Source organism: Amycolatopsis keratiniphila, from assembly GCF_000400635.2.
Taxonomy (GTDB): domain Bacteria; phylum Actinomycetota; class Actinomycetes; order Mycobacteriales; family Pseudonocardiaceae; genus Amycolatopsis; species Amycolatopsis keratiniphila.
In genome coordinates this window covers 5,735,687-5,754,563 of the sequence record NC_021252.1, presented here as the reverse complement: position 1 = coordinate 5,754,563, position 18,877 = coordinate 5,735,687, and the positions used below count along the sequence as shown (strand labels likewise).

Sequence of the window (18,877 nt, the reverse complement as noted above, 5' to 3'; positions counted from 1 at the left end):
GAAAGGGCCCCGCCGCGGAAGCGACGGGGCCCTTCCTGAAAGGCGTCAGACGCCCAGATCGCCACCGAGGTAGGCGGCCCGCACCTGCGGGTCGTCCAGCAGCTCGGCACCGCGGGCGCTCTTGACCACTTCACCGGTCTCCAGCACGTACGCGCGGTCGGAGAGCTTCAGCGCCTGCTGCGCGTTCTGCTCCACCAGCAGGACCGTGGTCCCGCGCTTGTTGATCTCGCGGATGATGTCGAAGATCTGCGCGATCAGCATCGGCGCCAGGCCCATGGACGGCTCGTCGAGCAGCAGCACCTTGGGCTTGGTCATCAGCGCGCGGCCGATGGCGATCATCTGCTGCTCGCCACCGGACATCGTGCCGCCGAACTGGGTCTTGCGCTCGTTCAGCCGCGGGAACAGCTCGTACACCTCGTCGAGGTCGGCCTTCAGGTCGTCCTTGCGGGTGTAGGCACCCATCAGGAGGTTCTCCTGCACCGTCATACCGGGGAACACACCCCGGCCTTCCGGTGACTGGCCGATCCCGAGCTCGACCCGCTTGTGGCCGGGCGTCTTCGAGATGTCCTTGCCGTCGAAGAGGATCCGGCCGCTGGTCAGCGGACGCAGGCCCGAGATCGTCTTCAGTGTCGTGGTCTTGCCGGCGCCGTTGGCCCCGATGAGCGAAACGATTTCGCCCTCGCCGACCTCGATGCTCATTCCCTTGAGCGCGGCGATCTTCCCGTAGTGGACGTTGATGTCCTGAACCTCAAGAAGCATCTTCCGCCACCCCCAGGTAAGCCTCGATCACCTTCTGGTTGTTCTGCACCTCGTGGGGGAGCCCTTCTGCGATCTTCTGGCCGAAGTCGAGCACGGCCAGCCGGTCGGCGATCTGCATGACCAGGCCCATGTCGTGCTCGATGAGGAGCACGGTCCGGCCGTCGTCACGGATCTTGCGGATCAGTTGCTGCAGCGAGTTCTTCTCCGCCGGGTTCATCCCGGCGGCGGGCTCGTCGAGCAGCAGCAGCTTCGGGTCGGTCGCGAGCGCACGCGCGATCTCCAGACGGCGCTGGTCGCCGTAGGAGAGGTTCTTCGCGGTGTTGTGCTCGACCCGGCCGATGCCGACGAAGTCCAGCAGATCCCTCGCCAGTTCGCGGCCCCGCTTCTCCTCCTTGCGGTGGACGGGCAGGCCCAGCGTCGCCGAGATCGCGCCGGTCTTGTGGTGCGAGTCCGCACCGACCATGACGTTCTCGAGCGCCGACATGTTGTGGAACAGCCGGATGTTCTGGAACGTGCGGGCGATCCCGGCCTGGTTGACCTTGAACCGCTTCATCCCGTCGATCCGGGTGTCGCCGAAACGCACCTGGCCTTCGGTCGGCCGGTAGACGCCGGTGATCACGTTGAAGACCGTGGTCTTCCCCGCGCCGTTCGGGCCGATCAGGGCGAAGATCTCACCCTGGTTGATGGCGAGGTTGACTTCCTTCAACGCCGTGACACCGCCGAAGCGCATCGTCACGTTGTCGAATTCGAGCAGCGCGCTCATTTCGTCACCTCCGCCGAAGCCTCGGAATCCGGACCCGCGACTTCGGCGCCCATGGCACCCATCCCGCCCGTTCCCTCGTGTAGTTCCGCCTTGCGCTGCCGCGACGGCAGCAGACCCTCCGGCCGCAGCGCCATCATCAGCACCAGCACGCCGCCGAAGATCAGGATGCGGTACTCGGACAGGAACCGGAACCGCTCCGGAAGCCAGGCGACCAGGAAGGCACCGAGCATGACGCCGGGCAGGTTGCCCGCGCCGCCGAGCACCACGGCCGCGAGGATGGTCGCGGACAGGATGAACGGGAAGTTGTTCGGCTCGATGAAGACGGCCTTGCTGGCGTAGACCACACCGGCCATACCGCCGAGCATGGCGCCGATGGCGAACGCCAGCAGCTTGAACTTGAACGTCGGGACACCCATCAGCTCGGCGGCGTCCTCGTCCTCGCGGATGGCCGCCCACGCCCGCCCGACCCGGCTCTTGTGCAGCCGCACCGAGAAGATGATCGCGATCACGATCGCCGCGAGGATCAGGTAGTAGTACGGCGCCGGGTCGAGCAGGAACTCGGTCCCGAACATGGGCTCCGGGTGCGGGATGTTGGTGATACCGCGGGCGCCGCCGATGGCGTCGGTGTTCGTCGCGGTGATCCGGACGATCTCACCGAAGCCGAGGGTCACGATGGCCAGATAGTCACCGCGCAACCGCAGCGTCGGAGCACCGAGGATCACCCCTGACATCGCCGCCAGGAAGATACCGAGCACGAGCGTGCCCCAGAATCCCCAGCCGTGCAGGGTGCCCATCACGGCGAGCGTGTACGCGCCGATCGCGAAGAACGCGACGAACCCGAGGTCCAGCATGCCCGCGTGGCCGACCACGATGTTCAGGCCGATCGCCAGCAGGATGTACACGCCGACCGGGAAGATCAGGACCGTGGTCCAGTCCGATTCCGGCGACATGAACGACCCGATCGCGGGCGCGGGCAGGATCAGCGCGCCGATGATCAGGGCGATGTACACGCCATAGCGTTGCCAATGCGGAGCGCGTGCCCACCAATCCCGCATACCGTCCACGGGGTGGAAGCCGGCGCGCGTCGGCTTTCCGTTCTCTGGGGACTTTTCAGCCACTTCTTCGTTGCCCTTCATGCGCGTGCCCGCTGCAGCGATTCACCGAGGATGCCGGTGGGACGGAACATCAGGACGAGCACCAGTACCACGAAGGCGGTGACGTCCTTCCAAGCCGAACCGAAGAAGATGGAACTCCAGTTCTCCACCAAACCGAGCACGATGCCACCCAGCAGAGCGCCGCGCAGGTTGCCGATACCTCCCAGCACGGCCGCGGTGAACGCCTTGATGCCGAGGAGGAACCCGATGCGGTAGTCGGTGTTCTCGTACTCCATCACGTACAGCGCGGCGGCGACACCGGCCATCGCGCCGCCGAGCAGGAAGGTGAGGCGCACGATCTTGTCGATGCTGACGCCCATCAGCACGGCGGCTTCGGGATCCTGCGCGGTGGCGCGGATACCTCGGCCGATGCGGGTGCGGCTGACCAGCTGGTCGAGTACGACCATCATGATCACGGCACCGACGACGACGAACACGTGGTCCGTGCGGACCACACCGTTGCCGATGCGGAACAGCTCCTCGTGCGGGATGAAACGCGGCGCGTTCTGTTGCACGCGGCCGGACTTGTCGGTGATCCATTCGATGATCTCGAGGCCGAACAGTTCCTGGAGGAACAGCGAGGCGCCGATGGCGGAGATCAGGGCGGCGAGCCGGGTCGCGCCCTTCTTGCGGAGCGGCCGGTAGGCAACTTGCTCCAGAAGGACCGCCGCACCACCGGATACGGCGGCCGAAGCGATGATGATCAACAGCAGTACGGCGATCATCCCGAACACGCCGAGCGTGATCGGGGCGGTGCCACCCGCGATGGTGATCAAGACGAACAGGGACGTGACCGTCCCGATCATGAAGATCTCGGAATGCGCGAAGTTGATGAGCCGGAGCACGCCGTAGACCATTGTGTAGCCGAGGGCGATGAGGGCGTAGATGCTTCCGGCGACCAGTCCGCCGATGGTGCTACCGAGGAACTGGGCTTGCAGGTCTTGAAGCATGACGTGGATGCCTTACGGGACGGGGCGAGGATTTCTTTCGCCACATTTGCGGGAAGCGGGGGTGCTGTGATCGCACAGCGCCCCCGCTTCCGTTAGGTGTTCCTATCTGCTCCGTCAGCCGTTGAGCTTGGCTTCGGTCGAGACGCCGAGGTTCTTCAGGACACCACCGGTGACCTGGTAGATGTTGATCGCTTCCGTCGACGGTTCGCCGTTCTCCTTGAACTTGATCTGCTTCGAGGCACCCTTGAAGTCGATCGTCTTGAGGGCCTCGTTGATCTTCTCCGAGGTGTTGGCGCCGGACTTGACCGCGTTGATGATGGCGGTCGCGGCGTCGTAGCCCTCGCTCGAGTAGATCGCCGGGTCGACGTTGAACGCGGCCTTGTACTTGGTGCTGAACTCGTCGGTGGAGCCGGCGTCCGGGATGTTGCACGGGCAGCCGACGACGGCCTTCTCGGCGGCCGCGGCACCGGCACCGCTGATCAGCTGGGCGTCGAGCGAACCGTCACCGGTCGCGAAGGTGGCGGTCACCTGGCCGTCACGCAGCTGCTTGAGCAGACGGCCACCCTGGGCGTAGTAGCCACCGAAGAGGATGATGTCCGGGTTCGCGGCCTTGACCTTCTGCACGGTCGAGGAGTAGTCCGACGCGTCCTTGGCGAACTTGTCGCGCTCGGTCGGGACGTTCTTCTCCTTCAGGGTCTTCTCGAAGTTGTCGGCCAGGCCGACGCTGTATTCCTGGTCGTCCGAGATGATGTAGGCCTTCTTGGGCGACTTCGCCGTGACGAGGAAGTTGGCGATCGCCGGTCCCTGGCTGGCGTCGCTCGCGACGACGCGGTGCCAGTACTTCCATCCGTTGGAGGAGAGGCCCGCGTTGGTGGCCGAGGGCGAGACACTCGGGATCTTGTTCTGCTCCAGCTGACCGCCGATGGCCTTCGACTCACCGGAGAACGCCGGGCCGATCAGCGCGGTGATCTTGTCCTGGCCGACGGCCGTCGCGATCAGCGACGTCGCCTGCTCGGGCTTGCCCTGGCTGTCGTATTCCTTGAGCTCCAGCTTGATCGCCGGGTTCGTCTTGTTGTACTCGTCGATAGCGAGCTTGGCGCCGTTACGGGGCGGGATCACGATCCCGGAGTTCTCACCGGTGAGGTCACCCATGAACCCGATCTTCAGCGTGCTGCTGTCACCGCTGCCGGACGAGCTGCTGCCGCCTGCACAGCCCGCCAGCGCCAGCGACGCAGCCGCCGCGACGGCGAAAACCCGTCCAAAACGCACTCCTGACACCGACTACCTCCCATGACCAACCAGCCGCCGGTAGGCGTTGCCCCCGACACAGGGGCTAGGTTAGGGCAGGAAGATATCCCCCTCCGCCATGATCTGGACAGACGCCCATCACTCTGTGTCCACATCGTGACGGTCGAAACCAGAACGAATTGCACGAAAAGGCGAATGTTGCCGGTTGACAGGTCTTCGCTGGTCACGCTGGGGATTCACCGCTACCACGTCGATCATGCTCGTGGGTAATGATCATGTTTCGGCCGCGTATCTTGCGGTTTTCAGCTCCTTCGTAGGCGGCCTTTCGTCGTAGCAAGGCTGCCCCAAAGGGCGCCAACGGTGCCCCGTCTTCCTTCGCGCCTTGACAACCGATGGTTGTCGTCGCGGTCCGAACGGCTGTTGGATCCCGGCCCTGACCTCGCGATTAGCTGTTCCCATGACGATGAGTACCGAAGCGATCGAAGGCGTGGCAGCAGGGGTTCCGTTCGTGGCGTTGCCGCCGTCGGACGGTAAGCGCCCGGCGCCACTGGTGCTGACCTGGCATCTGCTGGGCGCGCCGTTCAGCGAGGCGGCCATGGCGGCGGCGCTGCCGATGCGGGAACTGCACGCGTGGCGGGTGCACCTCGGGTTGCCACTGACCGGGAAACGTTTTCCCGAAGGCGGTTTCGAGGGCTTCTTCCGGCTGGCGAGCGAGGACAACGTGCTCAACGTCGTCGAACCGCTCACCAAGCAGGTCGAGGCGGAGTTCCCGGCGGCGGTGGCGGAACTGCGCTCCCGCTTGTCCATTGAGGACGGTCCGGTCGGGCTGGTCGGCGGTTCACAGGGTGGCGGGGTCGCGCTGCAGATGCTGACCCACCCCGAGATCGAGGTCGCGGCCGCCGCGCTGGTGAACCCGGTGACCCAGCTGGCGCCGGTGATCGCGGCGAACGAGCGGGTCTACGACGTCACCTACCCCTGGTCGGACCGCTCCCGCGCGGTCGCGAACGAATACGACTACGTGCGGCGGGCGGACGAACTGACCGCGCCGGTCCTGCTCGTCATCGGCGAGGAGGACGACGTCTCCATCACCGAACCGGCCGCGGCCCTGCACAAGGCGCTGGGGGAGCGGCGATCCGAGCTCGTCACCATCCCGGGGATGGCGCACGAATTCGCCGAGGCGCCCGGACTCGAACCCGCTCCGCAGACCGAACACGCGAAGCTGGTCGACGCCGAGCTCACGCGCTGGTTCGCCCGGCACCTAGCTGTCTGAGGTCGTCGTCCGGCAGCCAGGACCGGTCGGGATCGTAGGCGCACCAACCTTCTTCGTGGCTGGTCCGGCCCGCGAGCGCCAGCAGGCGCCGCAGGGCCGGGCCTTCGCCGCGGCGCCAGACCACCGACCACGGGAACAGCGGCGACGGCTCGAACGGCAGGACTCGCAGATTGAGGTCGGAAGCGAGGTCCATGTCGGCGCCGGCGAGCGTGACCCGCTGCTTTCCGTAGCGCGTCTGTTCCAATGTGTGCCGGAGGTCGTAGCTGACCCCGGAGTCGTCGATCGGGACGTCGAATTCTTTGCATAGGCGTTGCAAATAAGAAAGCCATTCGATCGGCCCGCCCAATTGCGGAATCCAGATGCCTTCTTGCCGGAGATCGGACAATTTCAGGACATCAGGGGCATCACCGCCCGCCAGTGGGTGCTCCGGCGCGAGAAGGGCGACCAGCGGTTCGAGCCGGACGAGCCGGTGTTCGAGTTCGGCCGGCACCTCGCGGCCGAGGTCCGCGACGCGGCCGAACGCGAGATCGATCTCGCCGCGGACCAGCGGGTCGAGGGCGTTGGCCAACCCGCGCCCGGCGACGCGCTCGACCGCCAGCGCCGGGTCACGCTGGGCGATGCGCCGCAGCATGTACATGGGGGAGAGGCGCGGGTCGATGATGTCGAGACGGGGCGGGCGGTCCTGCAGGCCCATCGCGGCGACGGCGGCGTCGGCCGCGCGGATCAGCTCGCGCGCGTGCGGGAGGAAGCGGTCGCCGTCGGCGGTGAGCTCGACGGATCGGTTGGTGCGCCGGAAGAGCTGGACGGACAGGGCGTCTTCGAGCTTCCGGATCCGCTTCGACAGCGCTTGCTGGGTGAGGAACAGGGATTCTGCCGCGCGACCGAAATGACCGTGGTCGGCGGTGGCGACGAACGCGCGCACCTGGGCAGTGTCGAGATCCACGTCGCTCAAAGTACGTGAAGGCCCCCTTGCCCACCCTCAAGGTAGTGAAGGAGGCCTTCACGGACCTCCGGTGCACGCCCACGGCGGTCCCGAGTGTCATGAAAGGGCCGTTCAGGACGCAAAACGTCCTGAACGGCCCTTTCATGACACTTCAGAGGGCCGGACGGCTCAGGCGCCCGGCGGCCGCTCCCGCACCACACAGGTCAGCCGCGCCGTGCACGACCGGCGTCCCTCGTCGTCGGTCAGCACGATCTCGGCGGTCACGGTCCCGCGTCCGACGTGCACCGGCGTCGCGACACCGGTCACCCGCCCCGACCGGACCGCCCGGTGGTGCGTGCACGAAAGCTCGAGCCCCATCGTCGCCTTGTCGGTGCCGGCGTTGAGCGCGCAGACCATCGAACCGAGCGCCTCCGCGACGACGGCGTTCGCACCGCCGTGGAGGAGGCCGTAGGGCTGGAGGTTGCCCTCTACCGGGATGCTGCCCACGACGCGTTCGGGACCGAATTCGCTGATCTCGAGCCCGAGCTTGTCGTTGAGCTGCTGTCCGGCGAAGGCCGGGTCGATCCCGGCGAAGGTTTCGAGGGCTTGTTCGGTCACGCAGAGCTCCTTAAACATTCGTGAACCCGCGACCACGATCGCGTCGCCAGGGCGCACGTTATCGAGTTTTACTCACGTCCTGCCCAAGGGCGCCCTGCCGCCGCGATCGCGGGGCCTCCGGCCAGGCGGGTTCCTGCGCCAAGGGGGTCTGAGCAGCTCCGCCGACAGGCCGCAAACGACACGACAGGTAGGACTGTCAGACCCTCACCCTAGACTCGCTCCCGTGAGCCCGAGTGAGAACACGACCGTTGCCAACGCCACACCCGCCACCGCACAGGCCGAGCGGCCCAAACTGCTGCTGATCGACGGCCATTCGATGGCGTATCGCGCCTTCTTCGCGCTGCCCGCGGAGAACTTCAAGACGAAGACCGGGCAGACGACGAACGCCGTCTTCGGGTTCACCTCGATGCTCATCAACCTGCTGCGCGACGAGGCACCGACCCACCTGGCGGTGGCGTTCGACCTCTCGCGCAAGACGTTCCGGTCGGAGACGTTCGCGGAGTACAAGGCCAACCGCAGCAGCACCCCGGACGAGTTCAAGGGCCAGGTCGGGCTGGTCGAGGACGTGCTCAAGGTCCTCGGCATCCCGGCGCTGACCAAGGAGAACTACGAAGCCGACGACATCATCGCCACGCTCACGACACAGGCGACCGCCGAAGGTTTCGACGTCCTCATCTGTACGGGCGACCGTGACGCGCTCCAGCTGGTGACCGACCAGGTCACCGTGCTGTACCCGAAGCGCGGCGTGTCCGAGATGACCAGGTTCACCCCGGAGGCGGTCGAGGAGAAGTACGGCCTCACGCCGGCGCAGTACCCGGACTTCGCCGCGCTGCGTGGCGACCCTTCGGACAACCTGCCGAGCATCCCCGGGGTGGGGGAGAAGACGGCCGCGAAGTGGATCAGGCAGTTCGGCTCCTTCAACGAGCTGGTCGACCGGGTCGACGAGGTCAAGGGCAAGGTCGGCGACGCGCTGCGCGAGCACCTCGGCGCGGTGATGCTGAACCGCCAGCTCACCGAGCTGATCCGCGACGTCGAGCTGGAGCTCGGCCCGACCATGCTCGAGCTGCGCCCGTGGGACCGCGAGGCCGTGCACGCGCTGTTCGACGAGCTCGAGTTCCGCGTCCTGCGGGACCGGCTCTTCGCCACCTTGCAGAGCGCCGAGCCCGAGGCCGAGGAGGGTTTCGAGGTCAGCGGGTCGAAGCTCGCGCCGGGCGCCCTCACGGAATGGCTGTCCGCGCACACCGGCACGGACAAGCCGGTCGGCCTGGCGTTCCGCACCACCGGCGCCTCGGTCCGCTCGGACCTGAAGGCCATCACCTTCGCGGCCGCGGACGGCGAAGGCGCGTACGTCGACGTCACCACGATGGACGCCGAGGACGACAAGGCCCTCACGGCCTGGCTCGCCGACGAGAAGATCCAGAAGATCGGCCACGAGCTCAAGATCCCCCTGCACGCCGTCAAGGCCCGCGGCTGGGCGTTCGCCGGGCTCGTCATGGACACCGCGCTCGCGGCGTACCTGGTCCGCCCCGGTCAGCGCACCTTCGAGCTCGACGATCTCGCCCTGCGGTACCTGCACCGTGAGCTGCGGTCCGAGGCCGACACCGGGGACGGGCAGCTTTCGCTGCTCGACGGCGGCGCCGAGGACATGGAGCAGAAGGAGATCCAGGCCGAGCTGGTCAAGGCCCGCGCGGTCTTCGAGCTCGCCGGCGCGCTGACCAAGGAGCTCGAAGAACTGGGCGGCGCGCAGCTGCTCGCCGAGCTCGAACTGCCGCTGCTGCAGGTGATCACCGGGCTCGAAGCGGCGGGTATCGCGGTCGACATCGAGCACCTCACCGATCTGGAAGCGCATTACCTCAGCCGGGTGACGCAGGCCGCGGAGGAGGCGTACGCGGTCATCGGCAAGCAGGTCAACCTCGGTTCGCCGAAGCAGTTGCAGGTCATCCTGTTCGACGAGCTCGGCATGCCGAAGACCAAGCGCACCAAGACCGGTTACACCACCGACGCCGAGGCATTGCAGAGCCTGTTCGAGAAGACCGAGCACCCGTTCCTGCAGCATCTGCTGGAGCACCGGGACGCGACCCGCCTGCGCACCACGGTCGAGGGCCTGATCAAGTCGGTCGCCGACGACGGCCGCATCCACACCACGCTGCTGCAGACGATCGCCGCCACCGGACGGCTCTCGTCGGTCGATCCGAACCTCCAGAACATCCCGATCCGCACCGAAGAAGGCCGCCGCATCCGCGACGCGTTCGTCGTCGGCGACGGGTACGCCGAACTGATGACGGCGGACTACAGCCAGATCGAAATGCGGATCATGGCGCACCTTTCGCAGGACGAGGGCCTGATCCAGGCCTTCAACAGCGGCGAGGATCTGCACACTTTCGTGGCGTCGCGCGCGTTCTCGCTGCCGCCGGAGGAGATCACGCCGGAGCTGCGGTTCCGGGTCAAGGCGATGTCGTACGGCCTGGCGTACGGGCTTTCGGCGTACGGCCTTTCGCAGCAGCTGCGGATCTCGACCGAAGAGGCCAAGGAACAGATGGAGGCGTACTTCTCCCGGTTCGGCGGCGTGCGCGATTACCTCCATTCGGTCGTGGGCGACGCGGCGAAGGTCGGCTACACCGAGACGATCTTCGGCCGCCGCCGTTATCTGCCCGATCTCAACAGCGACAACCGTCAGCGCCGCGAAATGGCCGAGCGGATGGCGCTCAACGCGCCCATCCAGGGCAGCGCGGCCGACATCATCAAGGTCGCCATGCTCAACGTGCACAAGGCGCTGACCGAGGCGAAGTTGAAGAGCCGCGTGCTGCTGCAGGTCCACGACGAGCTCGTCCTCGAAGTCGCCGATGGCGAACGCGAGCAGCTGGAAGCCTTGGTGCGCCAGGGAATGGGTTCGGCGTACGAGCTGGCCGTCCCGCTCGAGGTCTCCGTCGGGTACGGGCGGTCCTGGAACGACGCCGCGCATTAGGCCTCGTGAGTGGTAATGACGGTTCTGACCGTCATTACCACTCACGATCGGTAGGGTCTTCCGCGTGACTTCCGAGCGCAGACGCTGGCGGGTGCGGCTGCGCGATCATCGTGGGCGGATCCTGGGCGCCGGGACCATGCTCGACGGCGAGCATCTCCTCACCTGCGCTCACGTGATCGAAGGCCAAGACGGTGTCACGGTGGATTTCGTGGCGCTTCCCGGTGTGGAGCCCGGAATCGCCACGATCGTCGCGCAGGCGGCGCCCATCGGCGACGACGGCGGGGACATCGCGCTGCTCCGGTTGCGTGACCCCGAGGAACAGATCGTCGGCGCCCCGCTCCACCGGACCGCTCTCGAAGACGACCAGCGTGTCCGGGCCTACGGCTTCCCGTGCGGTTCGGACGGCATGTGGTCGCTCGCGACCGTCGTCGGCGACGGCGGGCACGGTCTCGAACGTGTCCAGTTGCACCGCGACCCCGACGCCGAGCCGATCACCCACGGCTTCAGCGGTTCCGCGGTGATCGCCGACAAGACCGGCCACGTCGTCGGCATGGTCGCGACCCGGTACGCGACCGAGGCCGCCCGCGTCTCCTGGATGATCCCGGTCGAGACCATGCTCGGGTACCTGCCGGAACTGCGCCGCTGGGCCGAAGGCAGCCCCGCGATCGACCCGAGTTTCGTGCGGTACCCGGAGCCGCCCGCGCTCGATCCGCGGTTCGCGCGCGAATTCGCCCGATGGCTCGGCGGGCACGGCGGGGACGACGTCCGGGTGATCATCATGGGACAGGACGATTCCGCCGTCGCCGGCTCGTTGCGGCGCGCCGTCGTCCTCGCCGACCGCGAACGCGGCGCGGGCCGGGCCGACACGGGGCCGACGGTGCCGCCGGTGGGCAGTGTCGTGCTCGCCGTCGACGCGATCGGCAAGACCGCCGACGAGGTACGCCGCCGCATCTCCGACCGGCTCGACGTCGCCGCGGATTCGCCCGCCGGCCGTCACGGTTCCGGCCGCACCGTGGTCGTCTACGGGATCGACGAAGCCGCCGAACCCGACGAACTCGTCGGCGACGTGCTCGTGCCGCTGGCCCAGCGCGCGCACGAACTCGGGCTGCGGCTCGCGCTGGCGTTCCGCGAGGCGACCTCACCGGGGGTGAGCGTGGTCCGGTCGAGTACGGACGTGCTGCCCGCGGACGAGGACGACATCGAGGGCCGGTTCGGTCTCCTGGAAACCCGGTTGGGTGAACTCGCCAAGCTGGAGAAGAACAATGCGAGCGACTCACCCCGCTTCTCCGACGCCCCGCACGTTCATCCGAAGGAGCGGCGGCTGCGGGGCGCGTTGACGCAACTGCGTTCGGCGGAGCGGGACGGAGACACGGATTGGGTGAAACGGCAGCTTCCGGTCTGTGAGCGTGCCGTGGCCAAGACCCTTGACCGGGCTCGCGACCTTCGCCGTCTTCTCGACGAGAACCTCGCCCGGCGTGCGGAACTGCGCGCCCGGCTCGACGCGTACGGGGAGATGGCCCGTAACAGCGGGCTCGTCGAAGACGTCGAACTGGATGCCGCCTACGCCCCCGCCTGGCGGATGCTCTTCGAAGGACCGTGCGACCTGACGGCCGCGGCGGCCGCCGTCGAGCGGTACGCGGACACCGTACGGAAACGGATCGACGGATGACGGCCTGCGGACAGGACGGCTGCCCCGGCGTGCTCGGCAAGACCGGCTTCTGCAAGATCTGCGGATTGCCGCCCGGCGCACCGGAAGAGCCCGCGCCGCGGGGGAAACCGACCCTGGTGATCCCCGGCCCCGGTGAGCTGCCGACCAGGATCACCAGCACGATGGTCACCCGTTCCCAGCAGCTCGCGGGCCACGCCGGCACGGACGACCGGGTCCCGCTGCCGGTCGTCGAACTCCCGGACGTCGCGGGCCGCCTGCTCACCGAGCCGCATGTCCCGGAGGAGGAGCGGTTCTGCGGCAAGCACGGGTGCACGGCCACTCCGGTTGGCCGCTCGATCGGCGGCGGGCCCGCGCCCGCCGAGGGGTTCTGCCCGGTCTGCCGGACGCCGTTCTCCTTCTCGCCCAAGCTCGCGGCGGGCGACGTGGTCGACGGCCGCTACCACGTGCTCGGCTGTGTCGCGCGCGGCGGGCTCGGATTCGTCTATCTGGCAACGGATTCCGGGCTCGGCGATCGGTACGTCGCGCTCAAGGGCCTGATCAACACGAACAACACCGCCGCCGTCCGGATCGCCGAGACCGAGAGCCAGGTGCTCACCGCGCTGGATCATCCGAACATCGTCCGGATCCTCGACGTGGTGGAGCACGACGACTTCCGGTACATCGTGATGGAGTACGTCGACGGCCTTTCGCTGCGGGAGGTCAAGAACCGCGGCCGGGCCGGGCTGGACTCCAGCGAGGGACGGCTGCTGGTCGAGCACGTCGTGGCGTACGGGCGCGAGATCCTGACCGCGCTCGACTACCTGCACGGCGAGGGCCTGCTGTACTGCGACATGAAGCCGGACAACGTGATCCACGGCGAGAAGCGGATCAAGCTCATCGATTTCGGCGCCATCCGCAAGATCGACGACGACGAAAGCCCGATCGTCGGCACCGAGCACTATCAGGTGACCCCGCGGGAACGGGCGACCCACGGCCTCACCGTCCGGTCCGACATCCACACCGTCGGCGTGACATTGCGGGAACTCTTCCAGGCCAGCGACGGCTGGTCGGTCACCACAGACGCGCGGGGCGTGCGGTTCGGCATCGAATCGTTCCTCCGCGTCCTCGACCGGGCGACCGCGCCGTTCGAACAGCGGTTCGCGACGGCGCGCGAGATGCTGGTCCAGCTCGACGGCGTGCTCGGTGAGATCCTTTCCTTGCGGGACAAGCAGTCCCGGCCCGGTGCGTCGACGTTGTTCGCCGAAGGGGCGGTGCTGCTCGACGCGGGACTCGGCCAGGCGCCGCCGCTGGAGCACTGGACGCGGGGCACGGCCGTCTCGCTCGGCGCGCGGCCGTCCGCCGAGGAGATCGCCCTCGGGCTGCCGGTGCCGCGGGAGGATCCGGACGACGCGCAGGCGAACTTCCTCCGCGCCGTGCGCGCGCCCGACGCGGCGCGGTTGCTGAAGAAGCTCGACAAGGTGCCCGGTTCGCCGGAGGTCGGATTCCGCCGGTGCCGGGCGCATCTGGAGCTCGGGGCCGTCATCGAAGGCACACTGGCGGTGGCGGAGGCCGAACGGCTGCTCGGGGAACGCGCCGCCCACGACTGGCGGGTGGCGTGGCACCGGGGCCTGCTCGCGCTCGGCGAGGGCGACTTCGCCGCGGCCAAGGAGAAGTTCACCGCCGTGTACCGCGACATCCCCGGCGAGGAGCCGCCGAAACTCGCGCTGGGGCTCTGCGAGGAGCACCTCAACGGCGCGGCCGCCGCCGAGCGGTACTACGACGCCTTGTGGGTGCGGGACCGGGCGCAGGTGAGCGCGGCGTTCGGGCTCGCGCGGGTCCGTTTGTCGCGGGGCAATCGTGCGGCTGCCGTCGAGATCCTCGACCAGGTCCCGGAGTTCTCGCGTTACGACGAGGCGGCGCGGATCGCCGGGGTGCGGGTGCTGTCCGCGCCGATGCCGGGGACGGGTGACCTCCCGGCGTCGGCGGAACTCGACGACGCCGTGGTCCGGCTGACCGCGTTGGACCTCGACGGCGACGCCTTCGACCGGCTGGTGACGGCCGTGCGCGAGACCGGGCTGGCGGGGGTGCTGCTCGGGCAGGACGGGATCACCGACGGGGAGATCCTGCGCGCGGACGAGACGGGTGCCCGCACCGTGCTGGACAAGTCGTACCGGCGCCTCGCCCATCACGCGCCCTCGCCGGAAGCGCACGACGTGCTGATCGATCTCGCGAACTCGGTGAGACCGGTGACCTTGGTGTGAAAGGGAAGCGATGAGCGGGGAACCGGGTCTGGGCCTCGAAGTGCACCAGAACAAGTTCCTGGCCGAGGGGGACCGGACGATGACCGCGATCGTCCGGGTCGTCTCCCGCGGCGGTGAAACGTCCGCGGCCAGGACGGCCGCCGAGGTCCTGATGATCGACTGCTCCAGTTCGATGCGCTTCCCCAGCACCAAGATCGGCGAGGCCCGGCGCGCGGCCGCGGCGGCCATCGACGTCCTCCCCGACGGCGTGCGGTTCGCCGTCATCCAGGGCACCGACCGCGCGAAGACGATCTACCCGGCCGAGGACGGTCTGGTGACCGCTTCCGACCGGACCAGGGCGGAGGCACGCGCCGCCGTCGAGCATCTCGCGGCCGTCGGCGGCACCGCGATGGGCGCCTGGCTCGCCAAGGCACGCGACCTCTTCGACGGCGTTCCCGACGCCGTCCGCCACGCGATCCTCCTCACCGACGGCCGCAACGATTCCCAGACCAGGGCCGATCTGATGGCCGTGCTGAACAGCTGCGAAGGCCGGTTCGTCTGCGACGCCAGGGGGATCGGCGACGGCTGGGAGCCCGCCGAACTCACCCAGATCGGCCGGGTCCTGCGCGGGAACGTCGATTCCGTCGTCGAGGACGACAAGCTCGCCGACGATTTCCGGCAGCTGGTCGAGAGCGCGATGACGAAGGTGCTGCCCGAGGTCCGGCTGCGGATCGGCACCATGCCGTTCAGCAGGCTGCGGTCGATCAAGCAGGTGTTCCCCGACGAGTACGACCTCACCGACCGGTGCCGGGAGGTCGGCCTCCGTGAGCAGGAGCTGTCGCTCGGTTCGTTCGCGAGCGACGAGACGCGGGATTACCAGCTGATCCTGGATCTCGACCCGGACCTGGAACCCAGCCACGGACAGGACCGCCAGCTGGCGTGGACGGAACTCGTCCCGGTGCCGGGAGCCGCGGTCGAGGAGGACGCGCTGGCCATCGCGGGGCGGTGGACACGCGATCCGATCCCGCCGACGCTGATTCACCCGATGGTCTCGAAGTACGCCGCGCAGGCCGATCTCGGCGAGGCGCTGACCTCCGGCGGTGACGCCTATGCGGCAGGTGACCGGGCCGGGGCCGAACGGAATTGGGGACGCGCAGTCGCCCTGGCCACCGCCGCGGGCGACGAAGAGACCCTCAGCCGCCTTTCGGGGGTCGTGGAGATCGTCGACGCGGAGAAAGGCGTGGTGCGGCTGCGACCGGACGCGACCCGCAGCCACGCGTTGCACGTCGTCATCCCGTCGAGGGTTTCGGAAATCGCCCTTCCGCAGGAAGATCGGCCGATGCCCGACGGAACACCGGTCGCCTGCCCGGCCTGCCCCGCGCTCTCACCCGCCGGGGCGAACTTCTGCGTCGGCTGCGGAAGACCGTTCGGCGAGGCGGTTTCGTGACGGCCACCCGGGTGCGGCTGGTCCGGCTCCGCACCGCCCTGCTGGCACTCACCCTCGCGGTACTGGTGGTCTCGCTGTGGGCGTTCCAGAACGTCCAGAATACGGCGGAGACCGTCCGCGACCGCACCGCGCAGGCGGTGCTCGAAGTGACCGCCGCGCGGGCCGCGCTGGTGGCCGCCGACGCCGCCGCGATCGCGAGTTTCGCTTCCGGTGAGGCGAAACTCGCCGGGCCGGGGCAGGAGTACACGAATCAGCTGGCGCTGGCGAGCCAGAGCCTCGCACGGGTCGCGGAGTTCAACCAGGCGGGTGAGGCGGGCGGTAACGCGCTTCAGGTGATCGAAAGCCAGGTCGCGGCCTACTCGGGCTCCATCGGACAGGCCGACGTGCACTTCCGCCAGCCGGACGCCGCCGTGCTGGGCGCGGTCGATCTCTGGCACGCCTCACGGCTGCTGCACGCTTCGGGCGGGGTCCTGGAAGAGCTGGAAGGGTTGCAGGGCAGGCAACGTGACGCGCTGAACCGGCAGCTGTCGGACACCGGGATGAGTCTCGCGATGCTCCCGCTGTGGCTGCTGCCGGTGCTGGCCCTGCTGGCGCTGCTCGTCTTCACCCAGCTGTACCTGCGGAAGCGTTTCCGGCGCGTGGCGAATGTCCCGCTGCTCGTGGCGACCGTGCTGATCGCCGCCATCGGGGTCGCCCTGGTGCTCACCCTGATCAGCCGCGAGCGGCTGGATTCGGTCGGGGAGCGGCTCGACGGTGTCGCCGCCGCGCGATCGCAGCAGATCAGGGCGGCCGACGATGCCGGTCAGCGACAGCTCGCCGAACTGCTGACCGGGTACTGCGACGAGGAGCAGGGATGCGGGGTGACCGTCGACGAGTTCCGGGCACGGGCGCTACGGACCACGACATTGGCGACGGACAACACCCGGGTGGCCACCGCCGGCGCGAAGGCGGTGGCGGCCGACGCCTCCGCCGCGGCCGAATCCGGCGGACGGGAGTTCCTGATCCCGGCGGGCACCCTGCTCGCGGGCGGACTCGTCCTGCTCGGGCTGCACGCCCGGATCGACGAATACCGGTATCGCCCATGAAGCGCCTGATCTCCGTGCTGACGGCGCTGTCGCTGGTCGCGGCGGGCTGTTCGGCGTCGGCGGAAGACGAACCGGTCGTCGTCCTCGCGTCCTGGACCGACGGCGAGGAAACGGCCTTCCGCCAGGTGCTGGACGCGTTCACGGCCGAGACCGGGATCGGTTACCTCTACGAAGGCACCCGGGCCGTCGACCAGGTACTCGCTTCGGACGTCCAGCGCGGCACACCGCCGGACGTGGCCGTCCTGCCGAACGCCGGGGTGCTGGCGAAATACCGGAAGTCGGGCGACCTGCTGCCGCTCGACGAAGACCTTTCCGCCGGCGTGACGCGGTCCTTCAGTTCGCCATGGGTCACCCTGCAGAAGATCGGCACGGAGCAGCTGTACGCGGTCGCGGTGAAGGCCGATCTCAAGAGCCTGATCTGGTACGACCCGGCGCGGATGACCGGGATCCGCCCGACGACGTTCGCCGCGCTCCGCGAGTACTCCGCCGGCCTGACGGCGGCGGGCGGCACACCCTGGTGCGTCGGGATGGGCGCCCCGCCCACCTCGGGCTGGCCGGGGACCGACTGGATCGAGGACATCCTGCTGCATTCGGCGGGGCCGGAGAAGTACTGGCAGTGGGCGTCCGGCGGGCTGCCGTGGAACTCGCCCGAGGTCAAACAGGCCTGGCTGGACTGGGGTTCCGTGCTCGAACCCGCCGCGATCCGCGGCGGCACCGCGGCCGCGCTGCTGACCGATTTCGGCGACGCGGGCAAGCCGATGTTCACCGACCCGCCGGGCTGCGCGCTCGAACACCAGGCTTCGTTCATCATGAGCCGCTACCAGAACTTCAAACGCCCCGACGGGACCTTTCCCAAGCCGGGTACCGATTTCGACTTCCTCTCCTTCCCGGGGCGCGACGTCTCCGAGGTCGCGGCCGACCTCGCCGGGATGTTCCAGGACACCCCGCAGGCGCGAAGGCTGATGGAGTTCCTCGCTTCGGAGAAGGCACAGCGGATCTGGCCGTCGATTCCGCGCGCGAACGCGTTCTCCGCCAACCGGAAGCTCGGTCTCGACGTCTATCCGGACCAGGTGAGCCGGAGGGTCGCGGACACGATCACTTCGGCGTCCGCGCTGTGCTTCGACGCCTCGGACCTGATGCCCGCGACGATGACCGGCGCGTTCCATCGCGCCGTCCTCGAGTACCTGAGCAACCGGGACCGGCTGGACATCCTGCTGAAACAACTCGACGACGTCCGGAAGAGCATCCAACCCGGCGAATGGTTGGAAATCCCCTGTGGACAGTGAGGAGCATCGGTGAACGACCTGGCACGGTTCCCGCTCGAAGGCGGCGGTTCGGTGGTCGTCGAGATCGACCCGGTCCCCGGTACCGCCCGGGTCTCCCGGCGCGACGACCTGATCGAGGACACCAAGGGGTCCTTCGAAGCGGCGCTCGCGAACGTGAAGGACGCGGCCACGGCGGCACTGGACGCCTTCCGGTCGATGCCGAGGGGACCGGACGAGGTCGAACTCAAGTTCGGCGTCAAGCTCACCGCGCAGGCGGGCGCCGTCATCGCGAAAACGGGCTTGGAGGGGAACTTCGAGGTCAAGCTGAAGTGGGCCCGGGAGACAGACAGCTGAAGGATGTTTCGACACCCACGCTCCGCGATGGGCACTTGAAGGACGTGATGCTGAGGTACGTGAAGGCCCCCTTCCTGTACCTAGGCGCAAGGAAGGGGGCCTTCATGTACTTGGCAAGGTCGAGTTTCCTCGGCTGAGCCGAGGGAAGGTGCCCTTAACGCGCGACACCTGTGATGGCTGTGGCTGCCG

At 68.2% G+C, this 18,877-nt stretch carries 15 protein-coding genes; 8 read left to right on the top strand and 7 right to left on the bottom strand.

The annotated features are described in order from the left end of the window. Positions 1-45: 45 nt before the first annotated feature. The 5 genes from AORI_RS66855 to AORI_RS66835 all read right to left on the bottom strand — a co-directional run bounded on the left by AORI_RS66855 (position 46) and on the right by AORI_RS66835 (position 4,895). Positions 46-759, bottom strand: coding sequence for an ABC transporter ATP-binding protein (locus AORI_RS66855; RefSeq protein WP_016335497.1), 714 nt, complete (start codon positions 757-759; stop codon positions 46-48). Continuing rightward, positions 749-1,522, bottom strand: a complete 774-nt coding sequence (locus tag AORI_RS66850; protein WP_016335496.1) for an ABC transporter ATP-binding protein — start codon at positions 1,520-1,522, stop codon at positions 749-751. The genes AORI_RS66855 and AORI_RS66850 overlap by 11 nt, the downstream gene beginning before the upstream one ends. Next, on the bottom strand, positions 1,519-2,658 hold the full coding sequence (locus tag AORI_RS66845) for a branched-chain amino acid ABC transporter permease (protein WP_016335495.1): 1,140 nt from the start codon (positions 2,656-2,658) through the stop codon (positions 1,519-1,521). The genes AORI_RS66850 and AORI_RS66845 overlap by 4 nt, the downstream gene beginning before the upstream one ends. Further along, on the bottom strand, positions 2,655-3,626 hold the full coding sequence (locus AORI_RS66840; RefSeq protein WP_016335494.1) for a branched-chain amino acid ABC transporter permease: 972 nt from the start codon (positions 3,624-3,626) through the stop codon (positions 2,655-2,657). Before AORI_RS66840 ends, AORI_RS66845 begins: the two co-directional genes overlap by 4 nt. 114 nt (positions 3,627-3,740) lie before the next feature. Beyond that, entirely contained in the window at positions 3,741-4,895 is a 1,155-nt protein-coding gene (locus AORI_RS66835; RefSeq protein WP_016335493.1) for a branched-chain amino acid ABC transporter substrate-binding protein, read from the bottom strand. A 436-nt stretch (positions 4,896-5,331) separates the two neighbouring features. Here AORI_RS66835 and AORI_RS66830 point away from each other — a divergent pair, with 436 nt between their 5' ends. Further along, entirely contained in the window at positions 5,332-6,144 is an 813-nt protein-coding gene (locus AORI_RS66830) for an alpha/beta fold hydrolase (protein ID WP_016335492.1), read from the top strand. Here AORI_RS66830 and AORI_RS66825 read toward each other — a convergent pair. Both AORI_RS66825 and AORI_RS66820 read right to left on the bottom strand, forming a co-directional pair. Beyond that, entirely contained in the window at positions 6,110-7,087 is a 978-nt protein-coding gene (locus AORI_RS66825) for a LysR family transcriptional regulator (RefSeq protein WP_016335491.1), read from the bottom strand. The two genes, AORI_RS66830 and AORI_RS66825, sit on opposite strands and share 35 nt — an antisense overlap. Positions 7,088-7,255: 168 nt before the next feature. Further along, entirely contained in the window at positions 7,256-7,684 is a 429-nt protein-coding gene (locus AORI_RS66820) for a PaaI family thioesterase (RefSeq protein ID WP_016335490.1), read from the bottom strand. A 223-nt stretch (positions 7,685-7,907) separates the two neighbouring features. Here AORI_RS66820 and polA point away from each other — a divergent pair, with 223 nt between their 5' ends. The 7 genes from polA (at position 7,908) to AORI_RS66785 (ending at position 18,688) form a co-directional block, all read left to right on the top strand. After that, positions 7,908-10,649, top strand: coding sequence for a DNA polymerase I (gene polA / locus AORI_RS66815; RefSeq protein ID WP_016335489.1), 2,742 nt, complete (start codon positions 7,908-7,910; stop codon positions 10,647-10,649). A gap of 64 nt (positions 10,650-10,713) precedes the next feature. Continuing rightward, entirely contained in the window at positions 10,714-12,318 is a 1,605-nt protein-coding gene (locus tag AORI_RS66810) for a S1 family peptidase (protein ID WP_043848229.1), read from the top strand. After that, positions 12,315-14,558 (top strand): serine/threonine-protein kinase, encoded by a 2,244-nt coding sequence (locus tag AORI_RS66805; RefSeq protein WP_016335487.1) that lies wholly within the window; start codon positions 12,315-12,317, stop codon positions 14,556-14,558. The genes AORI_RS66810 and AORI_RS66805 overlap by 4 nt, the downstream gene beginning before the upstream one ends. A 10-nt stretch (positions 14,559-14,568) precedes the next feature. Continuing rightward, a complete protein-coding gene (locus tag AORI_RS66800; RefSeq protein WP_016335486.1) occupies positions 14,569-15,984 on the top strand; it encodes a VWA domain-containing protein in 1,416 nt (471 codons plus the stop codon). Further along, positions 15,981-17,069, top strand: a complete 1,089-nt coding sequence (locus AORI_RS66795) for a hypothetical protein (protein WP_016335485.1) — start codon at positions 15,981-15,983, stop codon at positions 17,067-17,069. Before AORI_RS66800 ends, AORI_RS66795 begins: the two co-directional genes overlap by 4 nt. Then, positions 17,066-18,355 carry an ABC transporter substrate-binding protein gene (locus tag AORI_RS66790; protein ID WP_016335484.1) on the top strand — a complete coding sequence of 430 codons (1,290 nt, stop codon included), beginning with the start codon at positions 17,066-17,068 and terminating at the stop codon, positions 18,353-18,355. The genes AORI_RS66795 and AORI_RS66790 overlap by 4 nt, the downstream gene beginning before the upstream one ends. Before the next feature lie 9 nt (positions 18,356-18,364). Beyond that, positions 18,365-18,688, top strand: a complete 324-nt coding sequence (locus AORI_RS66785; protein WP_016335483.1) for a CU044_2847 family protein — start codon at positions 18,365-18,367, stop codon at positions 18,686-18,688. Positions 18,689-18,877 lie beyond the last annotated feature (189 nt).

Coding starts and splice junctions, on each gene's coding strand:
- AORI_RS66855 (WP_016335497.1), bottom strand. CDS start 759: ATGCTTCTTGAGGTTCAGGACATCAACGTCCACTACGGGAAGATCGCC.
- AORI_RS66850 (WP_016335496.1), bottom strand. CDS start 1,522: ATGAGCGCGCTGCTCGAATTCGACAACGTGACGATGCGCTTCGGCGGT.
- AORI_RS66845 (WP_016335495.1), bottom strand. CDS start 2,658: ATGAAGGGCAACGAAGAAGTGGCTGAAAAGTCCCCAGAGAACGGAAAG.
- AORI_RS66840 (WP_016335494.1), bottom strand. CDS start 3,626: ATGCTTCAAGACCTGCAAGCCCAGTTCCTCGGTAGCACCATCGGCGGA.
- AORI_RS66830 (WP_016335492.1), top strand. CDS start 5,332: ATGACGATGAGTACCGAAGCGATCGAAGGCGTGGCAGCAGGGGTTCCG.
- AORI_RS66805 (WP_016335487.1), top strand. CDS start 12,315: ATGACGGCCTGCGGACAGGACGGCTGCCCCGGCGTGCTCGGCAAGACC.
- AORI_RS66800 (WP_016335486.1), top strand. CDS start 14,569: ATGAGCGGGGAACCGGGTCTGGGCCTCGAAGTGCACCAGAACAAGTTC.
- AORI_RS66790 (WP_016335484.1), top strand. CDS start 17,066: ATGAAGCGCCTGATCTCCGTGCTGACGGCGCTGTCGCTGGTCGCGGCG.